Below are 23,158 nucleotides of genomic sequence, written 5' to 3' on the forward strand. Positions count from 1 at the left end.
CTACAACGTCCGCTTTTTGCTCTTAGCGGACGTTCATCTGATTCCGTCCTCTTTGTGCCATAAGCGGACGTTGGCTTATGCCAGTTAATAGAGCCAGGTCACTTCATCAGCCGGAAAAATACTAATTATCAGTTTCGGTTAGTGACGGATTTTTCAACGAGTACCGTCGTGGCGAACATCCATTGAGTCGTCGAAACGCCGTACTGAACGCAGCTTCTGATTCATAACCTAGTGAGTGCGCGATTGCAGAGACAGATTCAGCGCCACTGGTGAGCCGGTGGCATGCAATCATCATCCGCCATCGTGTCAGATATTCGATTGGCGACGCGCCGGATAGACTTTTAAACCTGAGAGCGAATTTGGATCGAGACATCCCGGCCTCCTGCGCAAGTGCCGGCAAGGTCCATCGTCTTCCCGGGCTGGCATGAATTGCGCCAATGGCAGCCGCGATCCGCTTATCACCAAGTGCAAACAGCCAGCCGACGCCTTTTCCCACGCCGTGATCCAGATAAAGCCGCAGCGCCTGGACCAGCATCAGATGCGCGAGATGCTGCACAATAAGCCTGGCGCCCGGCTGTGCTCCGAACAGTTCCTGGCGCATACGATCGAGGGCCCATCGCAGACCTGTCTTGTCGTCTTCATCGCGGAGCCGAATGATGGCTGGCATTGAGCCGAGAAGCATATCGACATGGTCGCCGGCAAAGCCGAAATGGCCGCCGAGCATTGTCGTTTCTCCCCCGCCGTTCACCGTTGCGATCCCGCCGTTCCAGTCTTCTTCAGGTATGGTAGCAATGCCGATCGGCTCGAAGGCGAGGTCTTGGGCAATCAGGAACCGACGTCCGTTAGGCAGCAGGACGCAATCACCCGCCTTAAGCTTTATCGGATCCTGCCCATCATCGACGGCCAGCCAGGCGCTACCCGATACCAGCGCAAAATACTTGAGGCCAGAATGCTTCCCGAACTGAAGCGCCCATTCCCCCCCGAAGTCAAATCCACCCGCGATGTAGGTTTTCGGCGTCAATAGCGAGATGATATCGGATAAAGGATCAGCAATCATGGGGACAATCTCGAAAGTAATAGGGATATTCAAACATAGTTTGTTTCGACTTCCATGGTTATCCTTATTTCGAAGCAGACGCACCGGCTGCTCCCCGTCAAAGGATATTTTCATGATCAAAGTCGTTATCGCTTTCAAGCGTCGGCAAGGTATGAGCATAGAGGAATTCAGGAATTATCGTCGCGACGTTCATGCTCCACTGCTTTTTGCCATTCCTGAAGCAAAGATGATCCGCCGCTTTGTTATTTCATACCCCACGGATTATGCGTCTTCAGAGCTACCCCGGTTTGACGCCATGGTGGAGGCGTGGTTCGACAACGCTGAAGAGATGGATAAACTCTTTCTGTCAGACAACTTTGCAACCCGGGTGGATCCGGACCACGTAAACTTTATCGACCTGAGTTCCGTAGTCCGGCTCGTGACCGAAGAACTCATCGTCGTTGAATAACGACCCCGCCGGGGACGCAGGACGAAAAGCGTGGTCTGGAACGGCGATCGCCCCGGCCTTATCAGGGATAAATCATGTCCGCCTCGTGCCAAAAGCAGCTAGCGGTGCTTTAGGTTAGAACCGAAGTGGAACGCCTCATAGCTGTTTGGTCTTCCACCTCATCGGGCCTGGCTGCCTACCCTTCCTGGCGATCTGCGCCATATGCCACGGCTTTCATTGCTTGCAGCGCGTGCAGACGCATTTTTAACGCGGCTTCAATATTGTCGTAGGCTGTGCTGCCCAGCGGCAGACGTAATGGAGGGCTGGCAGCATCTGCCGCCGCGATCATAGCCGTCACGCATTTTTCAGCATCGCCTTTAATTACAAACTCTCCGGACATCAGTGCCGCCCGCAGTTTCCCCGCTGCCGTATCACGGTAGGCCGGTAAGGCATCAGCAATATCCAGCCCCGCACCAAACCGCGTCGCCGTCGGCCCCGGCTCGACCAGCAAAAAATCAATGCCAAACGCCGCTACTTCCTGCCGCACCGCTTCGACAAAACCTTCAATTCCCCATTTAGTGGCATGATACAAACTGAAATCAGGATAGGCGACCTGGCCGCCTTCCGACGACACCTGCATAATGCGCCCGCCACCCTGCTGCCGCAAAAAGGGAATCGCCGCGCGGATAAGCTGAATCGACCCGGTAAGATTGGTGGCAATCTGACGCTCAATTTGCCTATCGCTTAGCTCTTCCGCTGCGCCAAACAGGCCGTAAGCCGCGTTGCTGACCACAATATCAATGCTTCCCGCCTGAGCGAACGCCGCCTCAACGGTGGGTTTTATCGTCGCTTCCATACTGAGATCAAGCACCGTTACCTGCAAACGATCGCCGTATATTGCTGACAGACCGTCTAATACTGCTCGATCGCGGACGCTGGCAAATACTCTGTCGCCTCGGGCCAGCAGCGTTTCACACATCAGGCGGCCCAGGCCGCTGGATGCACCGGTTATTAGCCAGGTTTTCATTAGGGTCTTCTCCATTCAGTGAACCGAAGGACAGCATAAACCGAATAATTGGTGGCATAATCTCCGCAAATCAGCATGAGGTGGTGGGAAATATTCAACAATGAAACGACCTTCCTGGAATGAATTGCAGGCGGTGAAAACCATTGCCGGGCAGCGCAGTTTTCGTCGCGCTGCTGAGGTGCTGGGACTTAAACGCTCGACGCTTAGCCATACTGTCAAAGGACTGGAGGCAACACTTGGCGTGCAGCTGTTCCATCGCACAACGCGCAGCGTTGCGCTGACCGAAGCGGGTGAAATACTGATCGCGCGCCTGGCGCCGTTACTGGCGGAAATGGATGACCTGCTGAACGACGTTACCGCCAGCGGTCAGCAGCCTTATGGCACGCTGCGCATCAGTGCCAGCGATGCAGCGATTAGCCTTCTGCTGGAAAAGGTGCTGCCGACATTTATCCAGCAAAAGCCGGGGATTGAAATTGATTTAGTGGCGCAGGGGCAACTCATAGACATCGTGGCGCAAGGGTTTGATGCGGGCATTCGGCTGATTGAAGATGTGCCTAAAGACATGGTTGCCATTGCTCTGAGCGGGCCGCTGCGCTTTATTACCGTGGCCTCGCCCGGTTACTTAGCCGGGCGGCCCAAAATCATGCATCCGCAGGATCTGATGCAGCATACCTGTTTGCGCCAGCGCTTGCCGGGCGGTAAACGGTATCACTGGGAATATCAGCAGCATGAGCAGCAGTTTGCGCTGGATGTGCCGGGCAGCCTGACCCTCGACAGCAGCGCTTTAATGGTGGAAGCGGCTGTCGCCGGGCTGGGTGTGGCCTATGTCCCCGAGCGCTACGCCCGACAGTGGCTGGACACGCAGCGGCTGGTGACGTTGTTGGACGACTGGACGATTGCGTCACAGGGCATCGCGCTCTACTTTCCGCAACATCGCCATATGTCTGTCGCATTACGCCTGTTTATCGACACGGTAAAAGCCGTTATGCGCGACCGGGCATAGCCTAATCGCTTTATTTTATTCAGAAAAGAGGCCAGGCACGGGCCAGAGAATAAGAAAGGTGGGTTGAGTAATCGAATTACTCATTTAACAGTCGGTAGAGCCACCTTAATTTATGCCTCTGGCCCGTGAATTCAGGGAAATATTTTTTGCCTGTTCAGATATGATTTTTCATATCTGATGAGTTGGGATGCGGGCAATGACCTTAATTTCAAAGTCGAATCCCGCAAGCCATGTCACGCCAACGGCAGTCCAGTTTGGATAAGGGGGATGGGGAAAAATCGATTTCTTCACCTGCATAATTGTCGAAAACTGATTTTTCGGATCGGTATGATAAGTCGTGACATCAATCAGATCGTCAAAAGTACACCCCGCTGCGGCAAGCGTGGCTGCTAAATTATCAAACGCAAGCTGCACCTGCGCGGCGAAATCAGGCTCCGGCGTACCGTCGGCGCGGCTACCGACCTGGCCGGAAACAAACAGCATATCACCAGAACGGATTGCGGCAGAATAACCATGTTCCTCATAAAGAGCATGTCGACTAGCAGGGAAAACCGGTTCACGATGGGCGATGGCCATACGATTTCCTTTGATTAGGTCGGGTTGGAATGCGGGATGCGCAGCGCACAGGAATGATCTAATATACGCTGCGTATGTACAATTAATCACACATACGCGTCGTATGTCAAATAACATACGCCGCGTATGGCACAAGGATATCGTATGGCCACCAAGAGCCGCGCCGAACTGATGAAAGAAAACCGCATAAAACTGATTGCGGCGGCACGAAAAGCATTTGCAGAAAAAGGGTTCGCAGGCGCATCAATGGATGAGCTTACTGCCAGCGTGGGCCTGACGCGTGGCGCGCTTTACCCCAATTTTGGCGATAAAAAGGGGCTGCTTGCGGCGGTTGTCGAACAGTTAGATGGTGAAATGGCGCAACGTGCTAAAGCTGCGGCGGCTACGGCTGGCAATGACTGGGAAAAGTTAATAGCTGAGGGCATCGCCTATATCGAAATGGCGATGGATGCAGAAGTACGGCGCATCGTGCTGCTTGATGGTCCGGCCTTTCTTGGTAACCCTTCGCAGTGGCCTGGTCAAAATAGCTGCCTGGAATCCACTCGCCAGAGCATTATAAAAATGAGCGCAAGCGGCGTCATAAAACCCGTCGATGCCGATGCCGCCGCACATCTTTTAAATGGTGCCGCGCTCAATGCGGCCTTGTGGATAGCAGCCAGCGACGATCCGCAGCAGGCGCTGCCAAAAGTTATTGAGGTATTCAGGCTACTGGCAAGTAGCTTACTCACCCGCTCGGGTAAAGAGGAGTCTGATTAGAACGCTGTCGCCGGTTCAGGCTTTTGCAAGCAAAAAAATAGCCGCAGGAGCAAAGCGATAATTTCTCCTGCAGCCCAGAGGAGATATTGAAGCAAACTTCCCGCTTCAGACACTCGCACCCAGCGCTTTATCAACGGCAGCTTCGCAGTGGATCAGCGTGGTATCGAAGACAGGGACGGAAACGTTATCCCTGTTAAGCAACATGCCGACTTCGGTACAGCCAAGGATCACACAGTCAGCGCCGTTGTCAGCTAAACGCTGTGCGATATTTTCATAAACAGCGCGACTGGCCGGGTTTATAACGTCCTGGCACAGCTCCTGATAAATGATGCGATGAACCTCAGCCCGATCGGCATCATTCGGTATAACGGGCTGAAGTTTTACCGCCCTGAGCCGATCAAGATAAAAAGCTTGTTCCATCGTAAATGCGGTTGCCATCAGGCCTGGCGCTTTAAGGCCCGCTGCAAGGATCCGAGCCGCCTTTGCATCAGCAATGTGCAGCAGCGGAATGGAAACGCCGCTCATCATTTGGTCCGCCAGTTTATGCATGGTATTTGTCGCCAGTACGATAAAGTCGGCCCCGCCGCGCGCCAGCGCCAGCGCCTCCTTATTTAAAAGGGTGCGGCGTCGTCCCATTTTCCGCTGGCCTGCAAATGTTCAATGTTGGCAAAATCCAGCGAACGGATAAGCAATTCAGGCGAGTGTAAACCGCCCAGACGCTGACGAACCAACTCACACATTTTCCGATAATAAATTTGTGTTGAGGCTGCTGACATCCCTCCCAGGATCCCAATCGTTTGCATTGCGTTTCCTTAAATTTTTTTACCTGTTCAGGGTGGTTACTCCAGCTTATCGCTGATAGCGGGCAGAGTGCGCCAGTTCATATCTGTTTTGGAACTAAAGCAGGCCTGAGCACGTAAGCCCATCGTTTACTGCCATAGCCTTGGGATCCTTATTTTAAGCCGTAATCCGGGTGATACCAAAGCGCAGTAAAGCAATAGCATACTTACCTGAAAATGTATGTCGCCCGGCCTGTGGCAAATAATCATGCAGGTCTGCCAGCGAGCGCCTTTCCCGGCATCCTTTTTAAGGATCAGGCCTTTTCGCCCGGAGCCTGCCCGATACTAAGGGGAAAGTGGCGCACTTTTAGTACGCCACCCGACAGTTATAACAGCGGCAGTTCCAGAAGCTGCCCTCCCTCTTCCGCAAGCCGCGTTAAATAGTGCGACGCTTCCAGAATCTGATAAGGAAAGTAGAGACCCGGCGCCACCGGTGGTTTGCCATCCAGCCCGATCAGTCGTTCAAGAAGCAGGGCAATGCTCATGCCTGTCAACGGTGCTGCTCCCCCCGGATGAACGACCGCATTGCGGGTACGAAGAGCCTGCCCGGCCTGATCCAGGCCTGAAATCTCAATAATGATTTCGGTGGAGAATGTTCCTCCTTTGCGCCGGCTTGAGCTGATACCCATGCCGAGATCGAACAGGACGCTGTGCGCACCCGTAGCAGTTGCCAGCCCAACCACGTCAATCGACGAGAAGCCCGTGGCGGGGATTTTGGTGCCGTCGAGCGCTGAGAAGGTGCCCTTAGCCTCATCGCCCTCGCGCCACAGATAGACGCCGGCCCGCCGCGTGAGCGCTGCGGGCAACAGGTGGTGCAGATGGTCGAAATCAGCGGCGACCGCAGGCCCGCCAACATCCTGTTCATCGACTAACGCCCCAATGCGGATTTCATGAACCTGGCCAAACGCTTTGCTCAGATGAAGCGCAGGCACCGTCGTGGCACCGACCAGCCACTCATAGCCGAGCACCACTGCCGACGCGCCCGGAGCGTGCATAAAGCTTGCGATTTCCGGAGCAATCTCGAACACGCCAGAAGAAATACTCAGATGGGGTACGCCTCGTGACTGAGCAAAGCGGAGTGCAGCAAGCGTATGGTCTTTATAGAGGACGACCACCGCACTGATTTTTCGCTCGCCGAGGCCAAGGTCTGCACGGGCGGTGTCAATCGCTATACCTTCCGCACCTCCCATTTTTGCGGCGGCGTGCTGCGCCCTGGCAAGGTCGCGCCCCCCTATCAGCAAGGGAAGATCGGGATAAGCAGCGCGTATTGCCCGGGCAGTCTGACCACCAATAGATCCGGAGCCGCCCAGCAGTAAGACAGGAGCAAATGACATAAGCGAGGTTCCTTGTGTGTGATAAGCTACTATTGGTAGGAAAGATAGCACTCCACAGCAACATAAGCTACTTTTAGTAGGTTTAATGAGAAAGAGAGAATGAAAGAACACAAGGCTCCGGCTACCGGGTCGCCTGCCCGGCGCCTGTCGAAGGCAGAACGGCGACAACAGCTTCTCGATACCGCGCTTCTGATCGTGCGCGAGGAAAATGCGGATCGCCTCACGCTGGGCCATCTGGCCGTGCGTGCAGGCGTCTCGAAACCTGTGGTTTACGATCATTTCGCGACTCGTTCGACGTTACTGATCCAGCTGTACAGGTGGATAGATATGGAACGGGTAAGGACGTTTACTGAGGCCATGAGCGCGACTCCCCGAAGCCAGCAGGAAACGGTACAGATGCTGGCGAGCGCCTATATACACTGCGCCGCAGACAAAACGGACGAGTTTCACGCAGTGGGAGCGGCGCTGGCGGGGAGTGAAGAAAAGGCGGTCGTTTTCCAGGAACTTCTGGACAATTGTGTCGCCATGTTTGCGTCAATTCTGACACCCCATGTCAATATGACGCCCCAATCACTACAGCAATGCTGCATCGGCCTGGTCGGCGCGGGAGAAGCGCTGTCCGTGGCCCTTACCCGTGGGCGACTGAAGGAAACGGAAGCGGTTACAGCCTTCGCCTCGCTGATTGGCGGACTCATACAGACGGGCGAAGGCTGAAGGTCTGCGCAGATAACAGGCCAGGATATCAGCTTTTCGCCTGGCCCGGGGGCGGACGTGTTGTTTACATATTCTCTTCCAGAAAATCACGAATAGCAGGAATGATTTCCTTGCCGTGGGTTTCCAGTGCAAAGTGTCCGGTGTCATAGAAGCGAATCTCCGCATTGGGAAGGTCGCGTTTCCATGCCTCTGCGCCAGCCGGAAGGAAAAACGGATCGTTCTGCCCCCAAACTGCCAGCAAAGGTGGCTGATAATCACGGAAGTACTGCTGAAAATCAGGATACATTGCCACATTCGAGGCGTAATCCAGCACCAGATCGAGCTGAATATCCGCATTGCCCGGCCGTGAGATTTGCAGCCCCTCCAGCGTATATCCATCTGGCGAAATCAAACTCTTGTCGGTCACCCCTTCAAGATATTGCCATTTAATTGAGGCCGGTGTCGGAAAATGCTGCAGCGCATTCCGGTTCTGCTGTCCAGGGTCATGCCAGTATCTCTGGATAGGCGCCCAGCTCTCGCCCAGTCCCTCCTCATAAGCGTTGCCGTTCTGGGAAATGATGGCGGTCACGCGCTCCGGATGCGCGACAGCGAGACGCCAGCCTACCGGGGCGCCGTAGTCGTGAACCATAAGTGCGTAGCTATTGAGCTTAAGCTGTTCGGTGAACTGTCCGATGGTCTTTGCCAGCTGGCTGAACGTATAGGCGTACTCGCCTCTTGCAGGGGCTTCGGTAAAGCCGAACGCCGGCAGATCTGGCGCAATGACGTGATAGCGTCCGGCAAGTTCAGGTATCAGGTCGCGGAACATAAATGATGAGGCAGCAAAGCCGTGAAGCAGCAATAGGGCGGGCGCTTCTGGATTACCAGCTTCACGGTAGAAAATCCTTACGTTATCCACCTGCTCGTAGCGGTAATGAACCTGGCTCGCCACGGCGGATGCCGTGTCGTTAAGCAAAGGGGCAGCAGATGCTGATTTAGAAGCAGTCACGATCGTCTCCTGTAACCTTTAAAGTTAGAATTTGAAGGTTACATGCATTTTTGGTAACCTGCCAAATTAAATTTGTGGGTTACATAGCATGCTGGATCCTGACAACGCTTTTTCCGACGCCCCGTTTCTGGGTGATAACCTGGCCCTCGATTTTATTAACAGCGAGTATGTTGTGGAGGGTAAACGTCATGACACGCTTATCGACGATCGCAGCGTCGCAAGCTGGCTGATGAGAGCCGGACTCTTGTCCGACATCAACGATCGGCAGGTCCCGGATGGACTGCTTACTGAGGCTCGTGAACTTCGCGACGCGGCAAAGATCGTGGTGAACGCCGCCATTAACAGTGTTCCAGTGGATCTGGCTGTGATTAATCGGGTGCTTGAGCTGGGCCGCCCTGTCAGGAAGCTGGAATGGGACGGCGATTTGCAGCAATTTCGCATCGCCGTGTATCAAAATGCCACCAGCCCGTCCGGCCTGCTCTGGCCGATTGCCGAGGCTCTGATCAATCTGGTCACCAGCGATAAGTTTGAATTCGTACGTCAGTGTGAGGCCCATGACTGCATTCTGTGGTTCCATGATCTGAGTAAATCTCATCGCCGCCGCTGGTGCAGCATGACAACCTGCGGTAATCGCATGAAAGTGGCGGCATTTCGTGCCAGAAAGAAACCCGGATAAGGCAGATCTTCCGGGCCTGCACTGCGTTCCCGTCAGCTGTGGCAGCATCTCCGCCTCTTGCTCAAAGTGGACATCGGCCTGCACGTCAGGGCGCTCCGTGCGAAAAGCAGACGTGGGTTCCCAGGGGGGCCGTATGGTCAACTCAACCGGCCGCAATCAGCCGTTAACGTCAGAGCCTGGTGAAACTTAAACTACCTCGCTCAAACTTGTGTCAGCCCACCATCCACACAAATTTCCGCTCCGGCTATATAGCTGCTTTCGTCACTCGCGAGGAATAATGCTGCATTGGCAACTTCTTCAGGCCTGCCCATTCTTGCTAAAGGAATGGCGCTGATTATCCCGTTGCGTAGCTCTTCAGAGGCTGCCTGCATCATCTCCGTATCAACAGGGCCAGGGGCGACAACATTAATGCGAATGCCCCGCTCGGAGAGTTCACGTGTCCATGTGCGGGCAAAAGAACGAAGCGCCGCCTTACTGGCACCGTATACGCCATATCCCTGAGTGCCAAGGACATCGGCGACAGAACCTATCAATACTACGCTCGCGCCCGCTTTCATCAGGGGAAGTGCGGCCTGGAGAGCAAACAGCGGTGAGCGCACGTTCAAACCGAAAGTAGTATCAAAATGCGCTGGGGTAACTTCATCAAGGGTCGAATATGTCGACATGCCGGCATTGATCACCAGCACATCTATCTGGCCGGACTCCGTCTTAATCAGCTCAGCTATACGCGTTAGTTCGCTTATCTGACTGACATCGGCACGTAGCGGCCTGCCATCGCCGGCTATGGTGTGGCTGGCTGCTGCTAATTCCTCGTTGCGGCGCGAGGTGAACCAGGTTGTTGCCCCTTCACTGGCAAATCGCTGGCTGATAGCAAGACCAATGCCTTTGGCGCCGCCGAGTATCAGGGCAACTTTATTATTTAACCTACTCATCTGCTCACTCCTGTCGGGATGGAAAACAGATGATATAATTTTTATACTTAATAACAATTACGCACTTTGTTTATACCAGGTATTCCGGAGTATATCGCTATGAATCAGACTGACTGTAATGACCTGAAAGAAATAGGAAAAACCCGCCCGGTTCTTGAGAATATAACCAATAAATGGTCGATTTTAATTCTTACCGTGCTTTGTAGTGAACCCGTGCGCTTTAATGAACTGCGCCGCCGACTGGACGGCATTACGCACAAAGCTTTGGCTGATGCGCTTAAGCGGCTTGAGCGCAATGGACTGGTTCATCGAAAGGTACTGTCTGGTTCGCCGGTGAGCGTGGAGTACAGTCTTACCGCACTCGCGCAGTCGCTCCAGGACCCTTTTAATGCGCTGTACGAATGGGCGCTAAAATATGGCCCTGAAATGGCACAGGCTCAGTTGATATATGACGCTAAACATGCGGAAAAACTTTGCTGAATCAGCGAAACGTTGGGTAACCTTGCGATGAGCCGCCTGGCCTTTCGGGTTGTTGCAGGCTTTAAGGAGGCGAAAGCATCCGCTGCTTTCTGTTACGAAGAATTAATCGCGCAGCAGCGTCAGCACGTTTTGCGCCTGCTGGTTGGCCATCTTCGTGACCGCATTTTGCCCCTGCTCTTTGATCTGCGCCATAGCCAGCTTGCTGGCTTCCTGCGCGTAGTCGGCGTCCTGAATGCGGCTCTGTGCCGCCTGCGTCGCGATACTCTGCTGTGACAGCACCGATTTGTTGGACTCGTAACGGTTGATCTTCGAGCCATAATCGGAACGGTAGCTGCTGACTTTGTTCAATGCCGCATCCAGCGCGCCCATCGCCGTACGAATGGCACCATCGGTCAGCAGGCTGGTGTTGTCCAGACCCAGCGTTTTGGTATCGGACGGCGTCGGCCCCAGGGTATCCGACTGGATCGGCTGACCATAGTTGGCGCTGGTGATCACCTCTAAAGGCTGGCTCTGTTTCGGCGGCACCGCGGGCGTGGCAGTCGGCTGCGGCAGCGAGCCCCACGTCAGGTTGCTGTTAAACGAACCGTTGCCCACCACCACCACGATAAGATCTTCACTGACGTTATCAATGCTGACCCGTTCCAGGGTATTGCTGGTTACCGTGCCGTCGTTCGCCGCGCCCGTGGCCGCATCTTCATAGCGATCGCCGTCGCCGCTATAGGTGATGCTCATCCCGTTGTAGCTGGAGGTTTCGCTGCCGTTCAACGCCCACGCCGGGCCGCCTTCATTCAGACCTGAAGCGTCGTAGCTGGCGCCGCTGCTGAAACCGTTGCTGACGCTCATCAGCTTGCTGGTCGCGGAGGCGGCATCGGTGACGCCTTTACTGGCCCACGTAAAGTCGGGCGTGCCGCCTTCGATCGGCGTGCCGGCCAGATGCTTGCCGTCGCGCGTGAACAGCTGCACATCGTCATCCATGCTCAAGGAATCAACGGTAATAGAAATATTCGTGGTGCCGGCCGGAATATACGCCAGCGAAATCACGCCGGAGTTAAAGGAGTAGTTCTGTCCGGCTATCGGGAATTTAGTGCCGATAGGCGCAACGTTGCCCAACAGCACCGGCGGCAGCTCCGGCTTATCGGTCGCCAGAGGAAACTGCCCAAAAATTTCCGTGCCGCTGGCGATGCCGTTGATGCTTGCCAGCAGCTGTTGATATTCCGCGTTATAGCTCTGGCGGTCGGACACTGACATAGTGCCGTTGGCCGCGCGTACCGCAAGGCTTTTTGCCTTGATCAGCATATCGCCAATGTTGCCCAGCGCGCTTTCCGCCGTCTGCGCGTAGCTGATAGCGTCGTTAAGGCCGCGTGTTACCGCGCTGTCGGCGTTGACGTTCGCCTGCATACGGTTGGCGATAGCCTGCCCCGCCGCGTCGTCGCGCGCGCCATTAATGCGCAAACCAGAGGAAAGCCGCTCAATAGATTGCGCCAGCAGCGAGCTGTTCGCCGCTCGGGCATTGCCCGTGGCCAGCGCAGTTTCATTGTTGTAAATCGTTAACATTATCACTCTGCACAATTATTGAGGTAGTGAAGTTATCGGCTGCAGCCAGGACGGCTTTAGACGGCACGATTAATCTTTACACAACCCAAATAAATCTCGCCTTTCCGCGCCAGAGGCCAACATGGCGCACGGTTGGATAAGTTATTTTTCACTCATTAATAACTTATGATGCACTTAACTGCGCGGTTTTAGCTCGTTGAGTCGCGCCAGATGACGGCAGAAACGTGATAATCCTCTATTTTTTGTGAAATGGCGTGCATAAACCACGCATAATATTGCTTAAGTTTGCTGCGGTAAGAGAAATATCCAGCTGTTACAGATAGGTTATTAATAGGGCTTTTTGCGCAACCCTTAACCTTGATACAGAGCAATATGTTTAACATTTATGTAAAAAAAGCAGTTTATAGCAGGCACGGGCTTTTCAAATGTAATAAACACTAATAAAACTGCGCTTGACCTTATTTGAAAAAAGGCTTGCCTGACAGCACGCAATCGGCGAAATTAACCGCCGATTTTCCGAATTTATAACTATGCGGCTAAAGCCCGTCCTGATGAAAACCGACTTAATTTTCGCTTCAAATCAGGCGATTGACTCCAGAGGTATCCGTGTCAACTGCAAACAAACATCCTGAGAACACCAGTCTCAACGCGTTTAAACAGCCCCGATCCTTTTATTTAATTTTTTCGATTGAGCTCTGGGAACGATTTGGTTACTACGGCCTACAGGGCATCATGGCGGTTTATCTCGTCAAGATGCTGGGCATGTCCGAAGAGCAGTCTATTACGCTGTTCGCCTCTTTCAGCGCGCTGGTTTACGGCCTGATAGCCGTTGGCGGCTGGCTGGGCGATAAGGTGCTCGGCACCAAACGCGTTATCGTGCTGGGCACGCTGGTGCTGGCGCTGGGCTACGCGCTGGTGGCCTGGTCAGGCCATGACGTCAGCATGGTCTATATCGGCATGGCGACGATTGCCGTCGGTAACGGCCTGTTTAAAGCGAACCCCTCTTCGCTACTCTCTACCTGTTATGAAAAAGACGATCCCCGCCTGGACGGCGCCTTCACCATGTATTACATGGCGATCAATATCGGCTCCTTTTTCTCCATGCTGGCCACGCCCTGGCTGGCCGCGCACTATGGCTGGAACGTCGCCTTCTCACTCTCTTTTGTCGGCATGCTGATCACCCTGGTGAACTTTATGATTTGCCGCCGCTGGGTGAAAGATCATGGTTCTAAGCCTGACTTCCAGCCGTTGCAGGTAGGCAAGCTGCTGGCAACGATAGTCGGTATCGCGGTGCTGATCGTCATTGCAACCTGGATGCTACACAATCAGGGCGTCGCGCGTCTGCTGCTGGCAGTGGTCGCTATCGGCATCGTGCTGCTGTTCGCTAAAGAAACTTTTGCCTTACAGGGCGCGCCGCGCCGCAAGATGATCGTCGCGTTTCTGCTGATGGTGGAAGCCATCGTGTTCTTCGTGCTCTATATGCAGATGCCGACCTCGCTGAACTTCTTCGCCATCCGCAACGTCGAGCACAGCATCCTGGGCCTGACCTTCCAGCCCGAGCAGTATCAGGCGCTGAATCCTTTCTGGATCATGATTTTCAGCCCGCTGCTGGCGGCAATCTATAACAAGATGGGCGACCGCCTGCCGATGCCGCACAAGTTTGCGCTGGGCATGGTGCTTTGCTCCATCGCTTTCCTCGTGCTGCCGCTGGGTGCGAAATTCGCCAACGATCTGGGTATCGTGTCGGTGGGCTGGCTGATCCTGAGCTATGCGCTGCAAAGCGTGGGCGAGCTGATGATCTCCGGGCTGGGCCTGGCGATGGTCGCCCAGCTGGTGCCGCAGCGTCTGATGGGCTTTATTATGGGCTCCTGGTTCCTGACCACGGCAGGCGCTGCCATGGTAGCCGGTAAAGTTGCCAACATGATGGCGGTGCCGGAAAACATCACCGATCCGCTGCAGTCACTGCACGTTTATGGCGACGTCTTTTTGCAGATCGGTATCGTGACCGGCGTTATTGCTGTTCTGATGATGCTGACCGCGCCTAAACTGAACCGCATGACGCAGAACTGATATCGACTTAGTGCTGAAAAGGGTGACGCCACGTCACCCTTTTTTATTGACGGCCAACGTTGAGGCGGCAAACTCCACCGCCAGCCCGGCGGCGGGCAGCAGCTGGCGAAAACGCACTATTTTTTCCGGCGCGATCAGCAGGCAACGTTCTTCCCCCTCCTTTTGTGGCCAGACAAGCTCCGCCGTTCCCTGAATATGCAGCGCCGCGCCCTGATGAAAATCCATAATCAGCAGCGCGCAGCGAGGCGCCAGCAGCAGATTCCCCAGCGTATTCATATAACGGTTGCCCGCGTAGTCAACGATCGCCAGCTTCCCCTGCGTCATCCCGATAAAACCCGGCGGCCCGCCGCGATGGGAAATATCCGCGCCCTGCTGCGGCGCGCGGCTGGCGATAAAGCAGGTATCCGCGGCGGCAATCAGGTAGCGCGCATCGGCATCCAGCGCGACCAGCGGCTCCCGCTCCGGCTGTCGCAGCAGCTGGTGCTCAGGCAAGATCCGCCGCTGAATATATTTTGGGCAGTTGCCAAAGCTTTCCTGCACGGCGAGCGTCACAAAATCTGGCGTAACGCTGGCGATCGTGCCGTTGACCCGATTGCGCCGCCGGTTGGAAAAATCGAGGCCCAGGCCGCCCGCCGTCATGCCGGGTCTTAAAGCCGGCAGGCCGGGAAAGGTCGTTAAGGAAGCGGTGGCTATGCGCAGATGGTTCTCATCCGTTGCCTGCACAAATCCCGGCTCGCCCTGCAAAACGGCCGCAACCGGATAGCCGGCGGCATCGATCGTGCTGAAATAAAACTGGCTCAGCCCGGCGTAAAACAGCTGGTGCTGTTGCGGCATTGCCGTATAGATGGCGGCGCTTTCGGGGCTAAAGCCCGCCTTTTGCTGCGCCAGACGTTCGCCGGAGTGGAACATGGTTACGCTTCCTGTGGATGCGGCAGCGGCGGCAGCGCAATAAATCCCGGCAGCGCCTCAACGTTTTGCAGCCATTGGCGAATAGCCGGATAGTCGCGCAGCGAAATGCCGCCTTCCGGCGCGCAGGCGACGTAGGCATAGCAGGCCAAATCGGCAAGCGTCGCGCTGTCGCCCACCAGCCAGCTTTTGCCGCCTAAATGCGCCTCCATCTGCGGTAAAAATTTACGCGCTGTCGCCACTGCCGAGTCATAATTCTCTGGCGTGCCGAACTGTTTAATCAGCCGCGCCGAGGCAACCCCGTAGCGAATTTCGCCTGCGGCCTTGCCCAGCCATTGCTGCACCTGGGCCTGCTGATGCAGATCCTGCGGCAGCCACTGGCTGTCCGGCGCATAGCGTTTTACCAGCCAGATCAGTATCGCGTTGCTGTCGGTAATGACGTGCTCGCCATCCACCAGCACCGGCACCTGTCCCAGCGGATTCAGCGCCAGAAAAGCGGCGCTTTTTCTGACATCGGCACCAGCCTCTTTCAGGGTGGTCGGCAGGTTCAGCATAGCCAGCAGCAGCCGGACGCGATGCACGTGCCCCGAAAGTTCCGTTCCATAAAGCGTTAAGGTAGTCATGACGTTTCTCCTCTGTTTTTTCCAGCATACTCTTGCTGAAAACGGCGTAAACCGGCAAAGATAGCAATTCATAATTTCATAAAGTGAAACGGTGATGGATAAACTCGACGAGCTGGCGGTCTTTGTCGCCGTGGTGCAGCAGGGAAGCCTGGCAGCGGCGGCCCGCATGCTGCGGCGTTCTCCGGCGGCGATAACCCGCACGCTGGCCGCGCTGGAGCAGCGCCTGGCCTGTACGCTGATAGAGCGTACCACGCGTCGCCTGGCGCCGACGCCCGCAGGCGTTGCGCTGTTTGAACGGGCAAAAGGCGTGCTGGACGCTTATCAACAGGCGCTTTCCGCCAGCGACGGCAATCCGCTCAGCGGCCAGCTTAGCCTGACCGCGCCGGTGCAGTTTGGCCGCAGGCATGTCGCCCCGCTGGTGCTGACGTTTCTGGAGCGCTATCCGGATATCCAAATCGATTTACAGCTCAACGACGGCTATCAGGATCTGATTGAGCAAGGGCTGGATATGGCGGTGCGCATTGGGCAGCTGCGCGACTCTTCGCTGGTTGCCGTCGAGGTCGGCCGCGTGCGGCGCCTGCTGGTCGCAAGCCCGGACTATCTGGCCCGCATGGGCGAGCCTTTATCGCCTGCCGCGCTGGCGGATCACCATCTGATTGCCGGTGTGACAGCCAGTAAAACGTGGCGCTTTACCGCCGCTGGCTTGCAGGAGCGCGTTCGCATCACGCCCAGGCTAACCGTTAACGAGGTGGAAACCCAGCTGATCGCCGCCCGCGCGGGAAAAGGCATCGCCCGCCTGCTCTCCTATCAGGTTTACGAGGATCTACAGGCGGGAACGCTGTGCGAAGTGCTGCCCGCGTTTCGTTGCGCCGCCGTTCCGGTGCAGCTGGTGACGCAGAATGTCAAATATATGCCCGCCCGCGTGCGGGCATTCTGGGAGCTGGCTCGCGCCGCGCTGCCCGAGCTTGCCTGTTTTCAGACCAATAAGCCGGGCCAGCCCGAAAAAGAGATCGATTAAGCCAGCCGCGTACGCAAAGCCGCTGACTTTTTGAGCAGACGGCACTAAGCTAAGAACATCTTTTCCTCTGAGTCAGGGAGTACGCCATGAAACTGTTCTTTAAACCCGGTGCCTGTTCGCTTTCGCCGCATATCGTGATGCTGGAAACGGGCCTGGATTTCACGCTGGTCAGGGTCGATACCGCCGCCGGGATCACCGAGCAACAGGAAGATTACCGCCGGATAAACCCAAAAGGAAAAGTCCCCGCGCTACAGTTTGACGACGGCACCGTGCTGACCGAAGGCGTAGCGATTGTCCAGTATCTGGCGGATCTGAAGCCCGACCGTCAGCTGCTGGCGCCGACCGGCACGTTGGCGCGCTATCAGACGCTGGAATGGCTGAGCTTTATCTCATCGGAGCTGCATAAAGGCTTTTCGCCGCTGTTCAGCGATGCCGCGCCGGACGACTATAAAGCCGTGTTGCGCCAGCAGCTGGAGGAAAAATTCACCTGGATCGATGGCGAGCTGAAAGACAAACAGTGGCTGTCTGGCCTGCATTTCAGCGCCGCAGATGCCTATCTGTTTACCGTAATGCGTTGGGCGAAATTGCTGAAGCTGAATATAGCCAGCCTGTCGGCGCTGGAAGGCTGGTTTCAGCGCGTTGCGGCACGACCATCCGTAATTGAGGCCTTAGAGGCGGAAGGACTGAACTGAAGGCCTGCGGATGAGCCAGCGCATAAGGTGTTAAACCGCGTAGCGGCAATGCCTTATACTCTGCGGCTATTACATCTGGAGGTACTATGAGTTCCGTAATTGATATCCTTACCGCCCATAAAAGCGAGCGCAGCTTTACCGATCGTCCGATTGATGACGCTATCCTCGATCGTCTTGTTGCGTCCGCCTACCGTGCGCCAACCTCGGTGAACTCACAGCAGGTGTCGCTGGTTATTACGCGCAATGCCGAAGCTCGCGGCAAGATTTCCGCTATTGCCGGCGGCCAGCCGTGGATTGCCAAAGCGCCGCTGTTTATCACCTTTGTGCTGGATATGCATAAAAGCCAGCAGGCGATGGCGGCCATCGATAAAGAGCAGATTGCCCAGCAGAGTATTGAAAGCGTGGTCTCCGGCGCGACCGACATCGGCATTGCGCTGGGCGCCGTGATGACGGCCGCGCGGGCTGAAGGCCTGGGCATTGTGCCGATTGGCGGCATCCGTCGCGATCCGCAGGCGATGATTGAGCTGCTGCATCTTCCCGAGCTGACTTTCCCCGTGGTCGGGCTGGCGCTTGGCTATGTGGATGAGCCGGCGCATCAGAAACCGCGCCTGCCGCTGAGCACTTTCCGTCACGAAGAGCGCTACAGCACGGAAGGCCTGCAGGAAAATATCGCGGCTTATAATCAGGAGATGGTGCAGCACTGGCAGAATATCGGCCGCCAGGACGGCGAAAGCTGGAGCGAGAGCGTTTCCGGCTACTATCAAAATATCTATTTCCCGGACGTGCTGTCCGCGCTGCTTAAGCAGGGCTTCGGCAACGAGAAATAATGAGGTTGCCGGGCTGCTTTCAGCCCGGCAATATCAGAGTTTTACCGCATCAAAATGCTGCTGGGGATTGGCGATACTGTCCTGAGCCGCCACCAGCTGAAGCTCGTACTCCCCCATCTCATGGGTTTTCAGCATCACTTCATAGACCGCCGCCGTAATGTGCTCTAACGCCTCTTTCAGCCCCAGACCGTGCAGCAGATCCACCAGCAGCAGCCCGCTGGTCAGATCGCCGACGCCTACCGGCTGACGCACGCCAAAATCCACCAGCGGACGGCTGATATGCCAGGCCTCATCCGCCGTGACCAGCAGCATCTCAAAGCGATCGCTGCGCTGGCCTGCCCGCGCCAGATGCTTCACCAGCACGATTTTCGGCCCTTTGGCGATCAGCTCGCGCGCGGTGGCGATAGCCTGCTCCACGCTGTTGACCTCATGACCGCTGAGCAGCTCCAGCTCCAGCAGGTTCGGCGCAATAATATCGCTGGCGGGCAGCGCGCTGCGGGCATGAAACTCCGCCACGCCGGGCGCAACGATACAGCCCTTTTCAGGATGCCCCATCACCGGATCGCAGAAGTACCAGGCGTCGGGATTAGCCGCTTTCACCTGACGAACGATTTCGAGGATCTGCTCGCCCTGCTCTGCGGAGCCAAGATAGCCGCTGAGCACGGCATCACAGGTTTTCAGCCGGTCGATAGCCGCAATGCCGCTGACGATATCGGTCAGGTGGCTGGCAGGCATGACCACGCCGGTCCACTGGCCGTACTGGGTATGATTAGAAAACTGTACGGTATTCAGGGGCCAAACGTTTGCGCCCATGCGGCGCATCGGGAATTCCGAGGCGCTGTTGCCGGCATGGCCGAAAACGGTGTGCGACTGGACGGAGAGAATGTTTTTCATGGAAACCTTGCCGGAAAAAAGGGACGGGATGCTTAAAAGCGGGCTGGCGCGCCCCTGCTTCAGGACGCGCCTTTGTCTGTTCACGCCTGAAGCATTATTTCCAGACGATCAGACAGTAGTTCTTTTTACCACGGCGCAGCAGCGTAAAGCGATTAAACAGGCGATCTGCCGGTGCAAACGCGTATTCCGCGCTGAGCTGCACGTCACCGTTGATACTTACCGCTTTCGATTCGATCAGCTTACGCGCCTGGCCGCGAGACGGCGCTAAATCGCCGTCGACCATCGCCTGTTGCAGATCCTGACCGGCTTCCAGCTCAACAAACGGCATTCCGTCCTGCGCCAGCTGCTCAAAGTCCGCTTCGGTCATTTCCGCCAGGCTGCCGGAAAAGAGGCTTTTGGTAATGCGCTGCGCGGCGGTCAGGCCTTCTTCGCCGTGCACCAGCTTCGTGACCTGCTCCGCCAGCACATACTGGGCGCGAGGCGCTTTACCGCTGTTTTTGTCTTCTTCTTCCAGCGCATTGATCTCTTCAATGCTCATAAAGGTAAAGAACTTCAGGAAGCGGTAAACGTCGGCGTCCGCGGTATTGATCCAGAACTGGTAGAATTTGTACGGGCTGGTTTTCTTCGCGTCCAGCCACACCGCGCCACCTTCGGTTTTACCGAACTTGGTGCCGTCGGATTTAGTGATCAGCGGAACGGTCAGGCCAAACACCTGGTTCTGATGCAGACGACGAGTCAGATCGATACCGGAGGTGATATTGCCCCACTGATCGGAGCCGCCAATCTGCAACGCCACGCCGTAGCGCTCGTTCAGGCAGGCGAAGTCGTAGCCCTGTAGCAGATTGTAGGAGAACTCGGTAAAGGAGATGCCCTGGTCGTCACGGTTCAGACGCTGCTTCACCGCTTCTTTATTAATCATCTGATTAACGGAGAAGTGCTTACCGATATCGCGCAGGAAAGTCAGCACGTTCATGCTGCCGAACCAGTCGTAGTTATTGGCCGCTACGGCGCTGTTGTCGCCGCAGTCGAAGTTCAGGAAAGGCGCGACCTGGCCGCGGATCTTTTCCACCCACTCGTTAACGGTATCCGCGGTGTTCAGCTTGCGCTCGGCCGCCTTAAAGCTCGGATCGCCGATCAGACCGGTCGCGCCGCCCACCAGCGCCACCGGACGGTGACCGGCATCCTGGAAGCGCTTCAGGCAGAGAAGCGGGACCAGATGGCCCAAATGCAAGCTGTCCGCGGTCGGATCGAAGCCGCAATAGAGCGCGATTGGCCCTTGCGCCAGCCGCTCTGCTAACGCTTCCTCATCCGTTACCTGGGCGACCAGGCCACGCTCTTGCAATTGTTTAATCAGGTTACTGCTGCCCATCTGTGACTCCGTGTAAAAAAAGTCTGCACCTTTGCTGGTACACAGCTCTCCGCTGGCTAGCGGATGAAAAAAAGGGGTATAGAATAAAGCGCCGACGGGCTCTGTGCCAGCGCTTAACGGATTATTTCGCGCAATCAGGGCGCCAGACGATCGATTTTCCACGCCTCGTTGTCGCGCTGGTAGAAAAAGCGGTCATGCAGACGATGTTCGCCGCCCTGCCAGAACTCCATTGAGTCTATGGTAATGCGATAGCCGCCCCAAAAGCTCGGCAGCGGCACCTCGCCCTGCTGAAATTTCTGCTTCAGTTCCAGAAACTTGCCTTCCAGCACTCCGCGCGCGGAAATGCGGCTCGACTGTTTCGATACCCATGCGCCTATCTGGCTTTCGCGCGGGCGGCTGTGGAAGTACTTTATCACGTCGATCATTGACAGTTTTTCAACGCGGCCCAGCACCATCACCTGGCGCTCCAGCATATGCCACGGAAACAGCAGGCTGATACGCGGATTTTTTTCCAGATGCTGCGCTTTGCGGCTGCCCAGATTGGTGTAAAACACCATGCCGCGCGAATCAAAATGCTTCAGCAGCACGATGCGCTGGTAAGGCTGCCCGTGCTCGTCCACGGTCGCCACGCTCATGGCAGTAGGATCCGGCAGCTGCGCGGCAACCGCCTGGCTCAGCCACTGTTCAAACAGCACCAGCGGGTCGTCAGGCAGATCCTTGCGGCGCAGGCCGCCACGAGTATATTCACGGCGCAGATGAGCAATCTGCTGTAGGCTGTCGTCATTCATGGGATTTTCCGCTATCAGAGTTGAGGCATTGTGCGCCTCATCACAATCAATTTCAACGAGTTAACGGTTTTCGAGCCGGCAGTCGTCAATGATGATTTTGCCGTTGCGCTCCACAAAAGCGCCGTCGCCTTTTGACCAGAAAACGTAGTTTTCATCGGCATAGCGCGTGCCGGAAGCGGCGGGCTGCTGCTTCAGCGTCAGCGGATTGCCGTCCAGAATCAGATTCACTTCCTCACGATCGTTATCCAGCAGCACCGACAGCGGCAGCGTGCCGCAGCGATAGTGCAGCCGGCTGATTTTTTCAGGCGTCTGATGTAGACACCCGCTCAGCAGCAGCGCGGCCATCAGCAATAAACATTTTTTCATCTTTGCTCCATTCAGATAACTCAGCGGCAGCGCTGAACATTAGCGGGAAAGATTGCACCGATCACGGAGGCTTCGCGCGCGCCGGTCACGGAAGGCAGATTGCCCGGCTGCGATGAGAGCGTACGGCAGGCCAGCCAGGCGAAAGCCAGCGCTTCCATATCGTCACCGCGAATGCCGACCTCATCGGTGGCGTTGACTTCAATGCCCGGCAGCAGCGCTTTCAACCGCGCCATCAGCAGCGGGTTTTTACCGCCGCCACCGCACACCAGCAGCCGCTCGCAGCCGCCGCTCAGCATCACCTGCTGCGCAATAGTGGATGCGGTCAGCTCGACCAGCGTGGCCTGCACGTCCTGCGGCGGCAGACCGGGGAAGTTAACCAGCTGCCGGTCGATCCAGGCCGGATTGAAATATTCTCTGCCGGTAGACTTGGGCGCGGCCAGCGCAAACCAGGGATCCGCCAGCATTTGCTGCAATAAAGGATACACTACCTGGCCGCTGCTGCCCCAGGCGCCGTCCCGATCGTAAGGCTGACCCTGGTGACGCCAGATCCACGCGTCCAGCAGCATATTGCCCGGCCCGGTATCGTAGCCGCCCACCGGCTGGCCGGGGAGCAGCAGCGAGAGGTTGGCAATGCCGCCGATATTCAGCACCATCCGCCGCTCTTCAGGATGCATCAACACTGCCTGATGAAAAGCGGGCACCAGCGGCGCGCCCTGTCCGCCTAACGCCATATCCCGGCGGCGAAAATCCCCCACCACCGTAATGCCGGTCAGCGCGGCTATCTGGTTATTGTCGCCGATTTGCAGCGTATTAGGCGCGTCGCCCAGCGGCTCGTGCCAGACGGTCTGCCCGTGGCAGCCGATGGCTGCGATATCCTCTTTCTCCAGCCCTTCGCGCTCGATCAATGCCTGTACCGCTTCGGCAAACAGCCGGCCCAGCCGCGTATCCAGCTGCCCCAGCCGGGAAAGCGTCAGCGACTGCCCCTGGCTGACCGCCAGGATCTCCTGGCGCAGCGCCAGCGGCATGGGATGGCAGTAGCTGGCCTGCTGCGCCACCATCTGCGGGTCAATTGCGGCCAGCACCACGTCCACGCCGTCCAGACTGGTTCCTGACATTACGCCTATATAACGTCCCGATCTCATCAAAGTCCCTTACCCGCTGTGGGAATATCAAACCTGGGTACAGCGTCGCAAAAACGGTGCAGCAATTCTATGATTAACTGTGCATTTTTACATGATGACAGAA

At 56.2% G+C, this 23,158-nt stretch carries 26 protein-coding genes; 10 read left to right on the top strand and 16 right to left on the bottom strand.

Annotated features, from left to right (window positions below; genetic code table 11):
- Positions 1 to 121 precede the first annotated feature (121 nt).
- Positions 122 to 1,171: an AraC family transcriptional regulator gene (locus ACMGEE_RS03495; protein WP_436829687.1), complete on the bottom strand. Its 1,050-nt coding sequence runs from the start codon at positions 1,169 to 1,171 to the stop codon at positions 122 to 124.
- Between ACMGEE_RS03495 and ACMGEE_RS03500 the strand changes: the two genes are divergently transcribed.
- Positions 1,170 to 1,505 carry an EthD domain-containing protein gene (locus tag ACMGEE_RS03500; RefSeq protein ID WP_436829688.1) on the top strand — a complete coding sequence of 112 codons (336 nt, stop codon included), beginning with the start codon at positions 1,170 to 1,172 and terminating at the stop codon, positions 1,503 to 1,505. The genes ACMGEE_RS03495 and ACMGEE_RS03500 overlap by 2 nt on opposite strands.
- A 175-nt stretch (positions 1,506 to 1,680) precedes the next feature.
- Here the strand turns inward: ACMGEE_RS03500 and ACMGEE_RS03505 are convergent, their stop codons facing one another.
- The gene (locus ACMGEE_RS03505) at positions 1,681 to 2,511 is read right to left on the bottom strand and encodes an SDR family oxidoreductase (protein WP_436829689.1); all 831 of its coding nucleotides are present in this window, start codon (positions 2,509 to 2,511) and stop codon (positions 1,681 to 1,683) included.
- Between the two features lie 100 nt (positions 2,512 to 2,611).
- Between ACMGEE_RS03505 and ACMGEE_RS03510 the strand changes: the two genes are divergently transcribed.
- Positions 2,612 to 3,514: a LysR family transcriptional regulator gene (locus tag ACMGEE_RS03510; protein ID WP_253454384.1), complete on the top strand. Its 903-nt coding sequence runs from the start codon at positions 2,612 to 2,614 to the stop codon at positions 3,512 to 3,514.
- 168 nt (positions 3,515 to 3,682) lie between these two features.
- Here ACMGEE_RS03510 and ACMGEE_RS03515 read toward each other — a convergent pair whose 3' ends face one another.
- A complete protein-coding gene (locus tag ACMGEE_RS03515; protein WP_436829748.1) occupies positions 3,683 to 4,084 on the bottom strand; it encodes a RidA family protein in 402 nt (133 codons plus the stop codon).
- A gap of 150 nt (positions 4,085 to 4,234) precedes the next feature.
- On the opposite strand from ACMGEE_RS03515, the gene ACMGEE_RS03520 reads away from it, so the two are divergent.
- Positions 4,235 to 4,846: a TetR/AcrR family transcriptional regulator gene (locus ACMGEE_RS03520; RefSeq protein ID WP_253454385.1), complete on the top strand. Its 612-nt coding sequence runs from the start codon at positions 4,235 to 4,237 to the stop codon at positions 4,844 to 4,846.
- 105 nt (positions 4,847 to 4,951) lie between these two features.
- Here ACMGEE_RS03520 and ACMGEE_RS03525 read toward each other — a convergent pair whose 3' ends face one another.
- The 3 genes from ACMGEE_RS03525 to ACMGEE_RS03535 all read right to left on the bottom strand — a co-directional run bounded on the left by ACMGEE_RS03525 (position 4,952) and on the right by ACMGEE_RS03535 (position 7,019).
- Positions 4,952 to 5,482: an aspartate/glutamate racemase family protein gene (locus tag ACMGEE_RS03525; protein ID WP_436829690.1), complete on the bottom strand. Its 531-nt coding sequence runs from the start codon at positions 5,480 to 5,482 to the stop codon at positions 4,952 to 4,954.
- Positions 5,458 to 5,649: an aspartate/glutamate racemase family protein gene (locus ACMGEE_RS03530; RefSeq protein ID WP_436829691.1), complete on the bottom strand. Its 192-nt coding sequence runs from the start codon at positions 5,647 to 5,649 to the stop codon at positions 5,458 to 5,460. The genes ACMGEE_RS03525 and ACMGEE_RS03530 overlap by 25 nt, the downstream gene beginning before the upstream one ends.
- 362 nt (positions 5,650 to 6,011) lie before the next feature.
- A complete protein-coding gene (locus tag ACMGEE_RS03535) occupies positions 6,012 to 7,019 on the bottom strand; it encodes an NAD(P)-dependent oxidoreductase (protein ID WP_253454388.1) in 1,008 nt (335 codons plus the stop codon).
- A gap of 99 nt (positions 7,020 to 7,118) precedes the next feature.
- Here ACMGEE_RS03535 and ACMGEE_RS03540 point away from each other — a divergent pair, with 99 nt between their 5' ends.
- Positions 7,119 to 7,733, top strand: a complete 615-nt coding sequence (locus ACMGEE_RS03540; RefSeq protein ID WP_369896008.1) for a TetR/AcrR family transcriptional regulator — start codon at positions 7,119 to 7,121, stop codon at positions 7,731 to 7,733.
- A gap of 64 nt (positions 7,734 to 7,797) precedes the next feature.
- On the opposite strand, the gene ACMGEE_RS03545 is transcribed toward ACMGEE_RS03540, so the two are convergent.
- Positions 7,798 to 8,718 carry an alpha/beta fold hydrolase gene (locus tag ACMGEE_RS03545; RefSeq protein ID WP_436829692.1) on the bottom strand — a complete coding sequence of 307 codons (921 nt, stop codon included), beginning with the start codon at positions 8,716 to 8,718 and terminating at the stop codon, positions 7,798 to 7,800.
- A gap of 88 nt (positions 8,719 to 8,806) precedes the next feature.
- Between ACMGEE_RS03545 and ACMGEE_RS03550 the strand changes: the two genes are divergently transcribed.
- Complete coding sequence (locus tag ACMGEE_RS03550) at positions 8,807 to 9,394, top strand: CGNR zinc finger domain-containing protein (protein ID WP_301253247.1); 588 nt, start codon at positions 8,807 to 8,809, stop codon at positions 9,392 to 9,394.
- Between the two features lie 200 nt (positions 9,395 to 9,594).
- On the opposite strand, the gene ACMGEE_RS03555 is transcribed toward ACMGEE_RS03550, so the two are convergent.
- Positions 9,595 to 10,326: an SDR family NAD(P)-dependent oxidoreductase gene (locus ACMGEE_RS03555; protein WP_301253246.1), complete on the bottom strand. Its 732-nt coding sequence runs from the start codon at positions 10,324 to 10,326 to the stop codon at positions 9,595 to 9,597.
- 99 nt (positions 10,327 to 10,425) lie between these two features.
- On the opposite strand from ACMGEE_RS03555, the gene ACMGEE_RS03560 reads away from it, so the two are divergent.
- Positions 10,426 to 10,806 carry a winged helix-turn-helix transcriptional regulator gene (locus tag ACMGEE_RS03560; RefSeq protein ID WP_301253244.1) on the top strand — a complete coding sequence of 127 codons (381 nt, stop codon included), beginning with the start codon at positions 10,426 to 10,428 and terminating at the stop codon, positions 10,804 to 10,806.
- Between the two features lie 102 nt (positions 10,807 to 10,908).
- Here ACMGEE_RS03560 and ACMGEE_RS03565 read toward each other — a convergent pair whose 3' ends face one another.
- Positions 10,909 to 12,360 (bottom strand): flagellin N-terminal helical domain-containing protein, encoded by a 1,452-nt coding sequence (locus ACMGEE_RS03565; protein ID WP_301253243.1) that lies wholly within the window; start codon positions 12,358 to 12,360, stop codon positions 10,909 to 10,911.
- 606 nt (positions 12,361 to 12,966) lie between these two features.
- On the opposite strand from ACMGEE_RS03565, the gene dtpA reads away from it, so the two are divergent.
- Positions 12,967 to 14,430: a dipeptide/tripeptide permease DtpA gene (gene dtpA / locus ACMGEE_RS03570; RefSeq protein WP_253454417.1), complete on the top strand. Its 1,464-nt coding sequence runs from the start codon at positions 12,967 to 12,969 to the stop codon at positions 14,428 to 14,430.
- Positions 14,431 to 14,463: 33 nt separating this feature from the next.
- Here dtpA and ACMGEE_RS03575 read toward each other — a convergent pair whose 3' ends face one another.
- Positions 14,464 to 15,339: a pyridoxamine 5'-phosphate oxidase family protein gene (locus ACMGEE_RS03575; RefSeq protein WP_436829693.1), complete on the bottom strand. Its 876-nt coding sequence runs from the start codon at positions 15,337 to 15,339 to the stop codon at positions 14,464 to 14,466.
- A 2-nt stretch (positions 15,340 to 15,341) separates the two neighbouring features.
- Entirely contained in the window at positions 15,342 to 15,959 is a 618-nt protein-coding gene (locus ACMGEE_RS03580; RefSeq protein WP_253454419.1) for a glutathione S-transferase family protein, read from the bottom strand.
- Positions 15,960 to 16,053: 94 nt separating this feature from the next.
- Between ACMGEE_RS03580 and ACMGEE_RS03585 the strand changes: the two genes are divergently transcribed.
- The 3 genes from ACMGEE_RS03585 to ACMGEE_RS03595 all read left to right on the top strand — a co-directional run bounded on the left by ACMGEE_RS03585 (position 16,054) and on the right by ACMGEE_RS03595 (position 18,496).
- Positions 16,054 to 16,977, top strand: coding sequence for a LysR family transcriptional regulator (locus tag ACMGEE_RS03585; protein ID WP_301253240.1), 924 nt, complete (start codon positions 16,054 to 16,056; stop codon positions 16,975 to 16,977).
- An 86-nt stretch (positions 16,978 to 17,063) separates the two neighbouring features.
- Positions 17,064 to 17,669, top strand: a complete 606-nt coding sequence (gstA, locus tag ACMGEE_RS03590) for a glutathione transferase GstA (protein ID WP_253454421.1) — start codon at positions 17,064 to 17,066, stop codon at positions 17,667 to 17,669.
- Positions 17,670 to 17,755: 86 nt separating this feature from the next.
- Positions 17,756 to 18,496 carry an NADPH-dependent oxidoreductase gene (locus ACMGEE_RS03595; RefSeq protein WP_253454422.1) on the top strand — a complete coding sequence of 247 codons (741 nt, stop codon included), beginning with the start codon at positions 17,756 to 17,758 and terminating at the stop codon, positions 18,494 to 18,496.
- Between the two features lie 33 nt (positions 18,497 to 18,529).
- Here the strand turns inward: ACMGEE_RS03595 and pdxY are convergent, their stop codons facing one another.
- From pdxY to anmK, 5 genes are all read right to left on the bottom strand, one after another.
- Positions 18,530 to 19,390 carry a pyridoxal kinase PdxY gene (pdxY, locus tag ACMGEE_RS03600; RefSeq protein WP_125289802.1) on the bottom strand — a complete coding sequence of 287 codons (861 nt, stop codon included), beginning with the start codon at positions 19,388 to 19,390 and terminating at the stop codon, positions 18,530 to 18,532.
- Positions 19,391 to 19,484: 94 nt separating this feature from the next.
- Positions 19,485 to 20,759, bottom strand: a complete 1,275-nt coding sequence (tyrS, locus tag ACMGEE_RS03605; RefSeq protein WP_253454423.1) for a tyrosine--tRNA ligase — start codon at positions 20,757 to 20,759, stop codon at positions 19,485 to 19,487.
- A gap of 134 nt (positions 20,760 to 20,893) precedes the next feature.
- Positions 20,894 to 21,547 (bottom strand): pyridoxamine 5'-phosphate oxidase, encoded by a 654-nt coding sequence (gene pdxH / locus ACMGEE_RS03610; RefSeq protein ID WP_253454424.1) that lies wholly within the window; start codon positions 21,545 to 21,547, stop codon positions 20,894 to 20,896.
- A gap of 60 nt (positions 21,548 to 21,607) precedes the next feature.
- On the bottom strand, positions 21,608 to 21,913 hold the full coding sequence (locus tag ACMGEE_RS03615; protein ID WP_253454425.1) for an MliC family protein: 306 nt from the start codon (positions 21,911 to 21,913) through the stop codon (positions 21,608 to 21,610).
- Positions 21,914 to 21,933: 20 nt separating this feature from the next.
- On the bottom strand, positions 21,934 to 23,055 hold the full coding sequence (gene anmK / locus ACMGEE_RS03620; protein WP_301253237.1) for an anhydro-N-acetylmuramic acid kinase: 1,122 nt from the start codon (positions 23,053 to 23,055) through the stop codon (positions 21,934 to 21,936).
- Positions 23,056 to 23,158 lie beyond the last annotated feature (103 nt).

Origin of the sequence: Erwinia artemisiae, assembly GCF_051400835.1 — a bacterium.
Lineage (GTDB): Bacteria > Pseudomonadota > Gammaproteobacteria > Enterobacterales > Enterobacteriaceae > Erwinia > Erwinia aeris.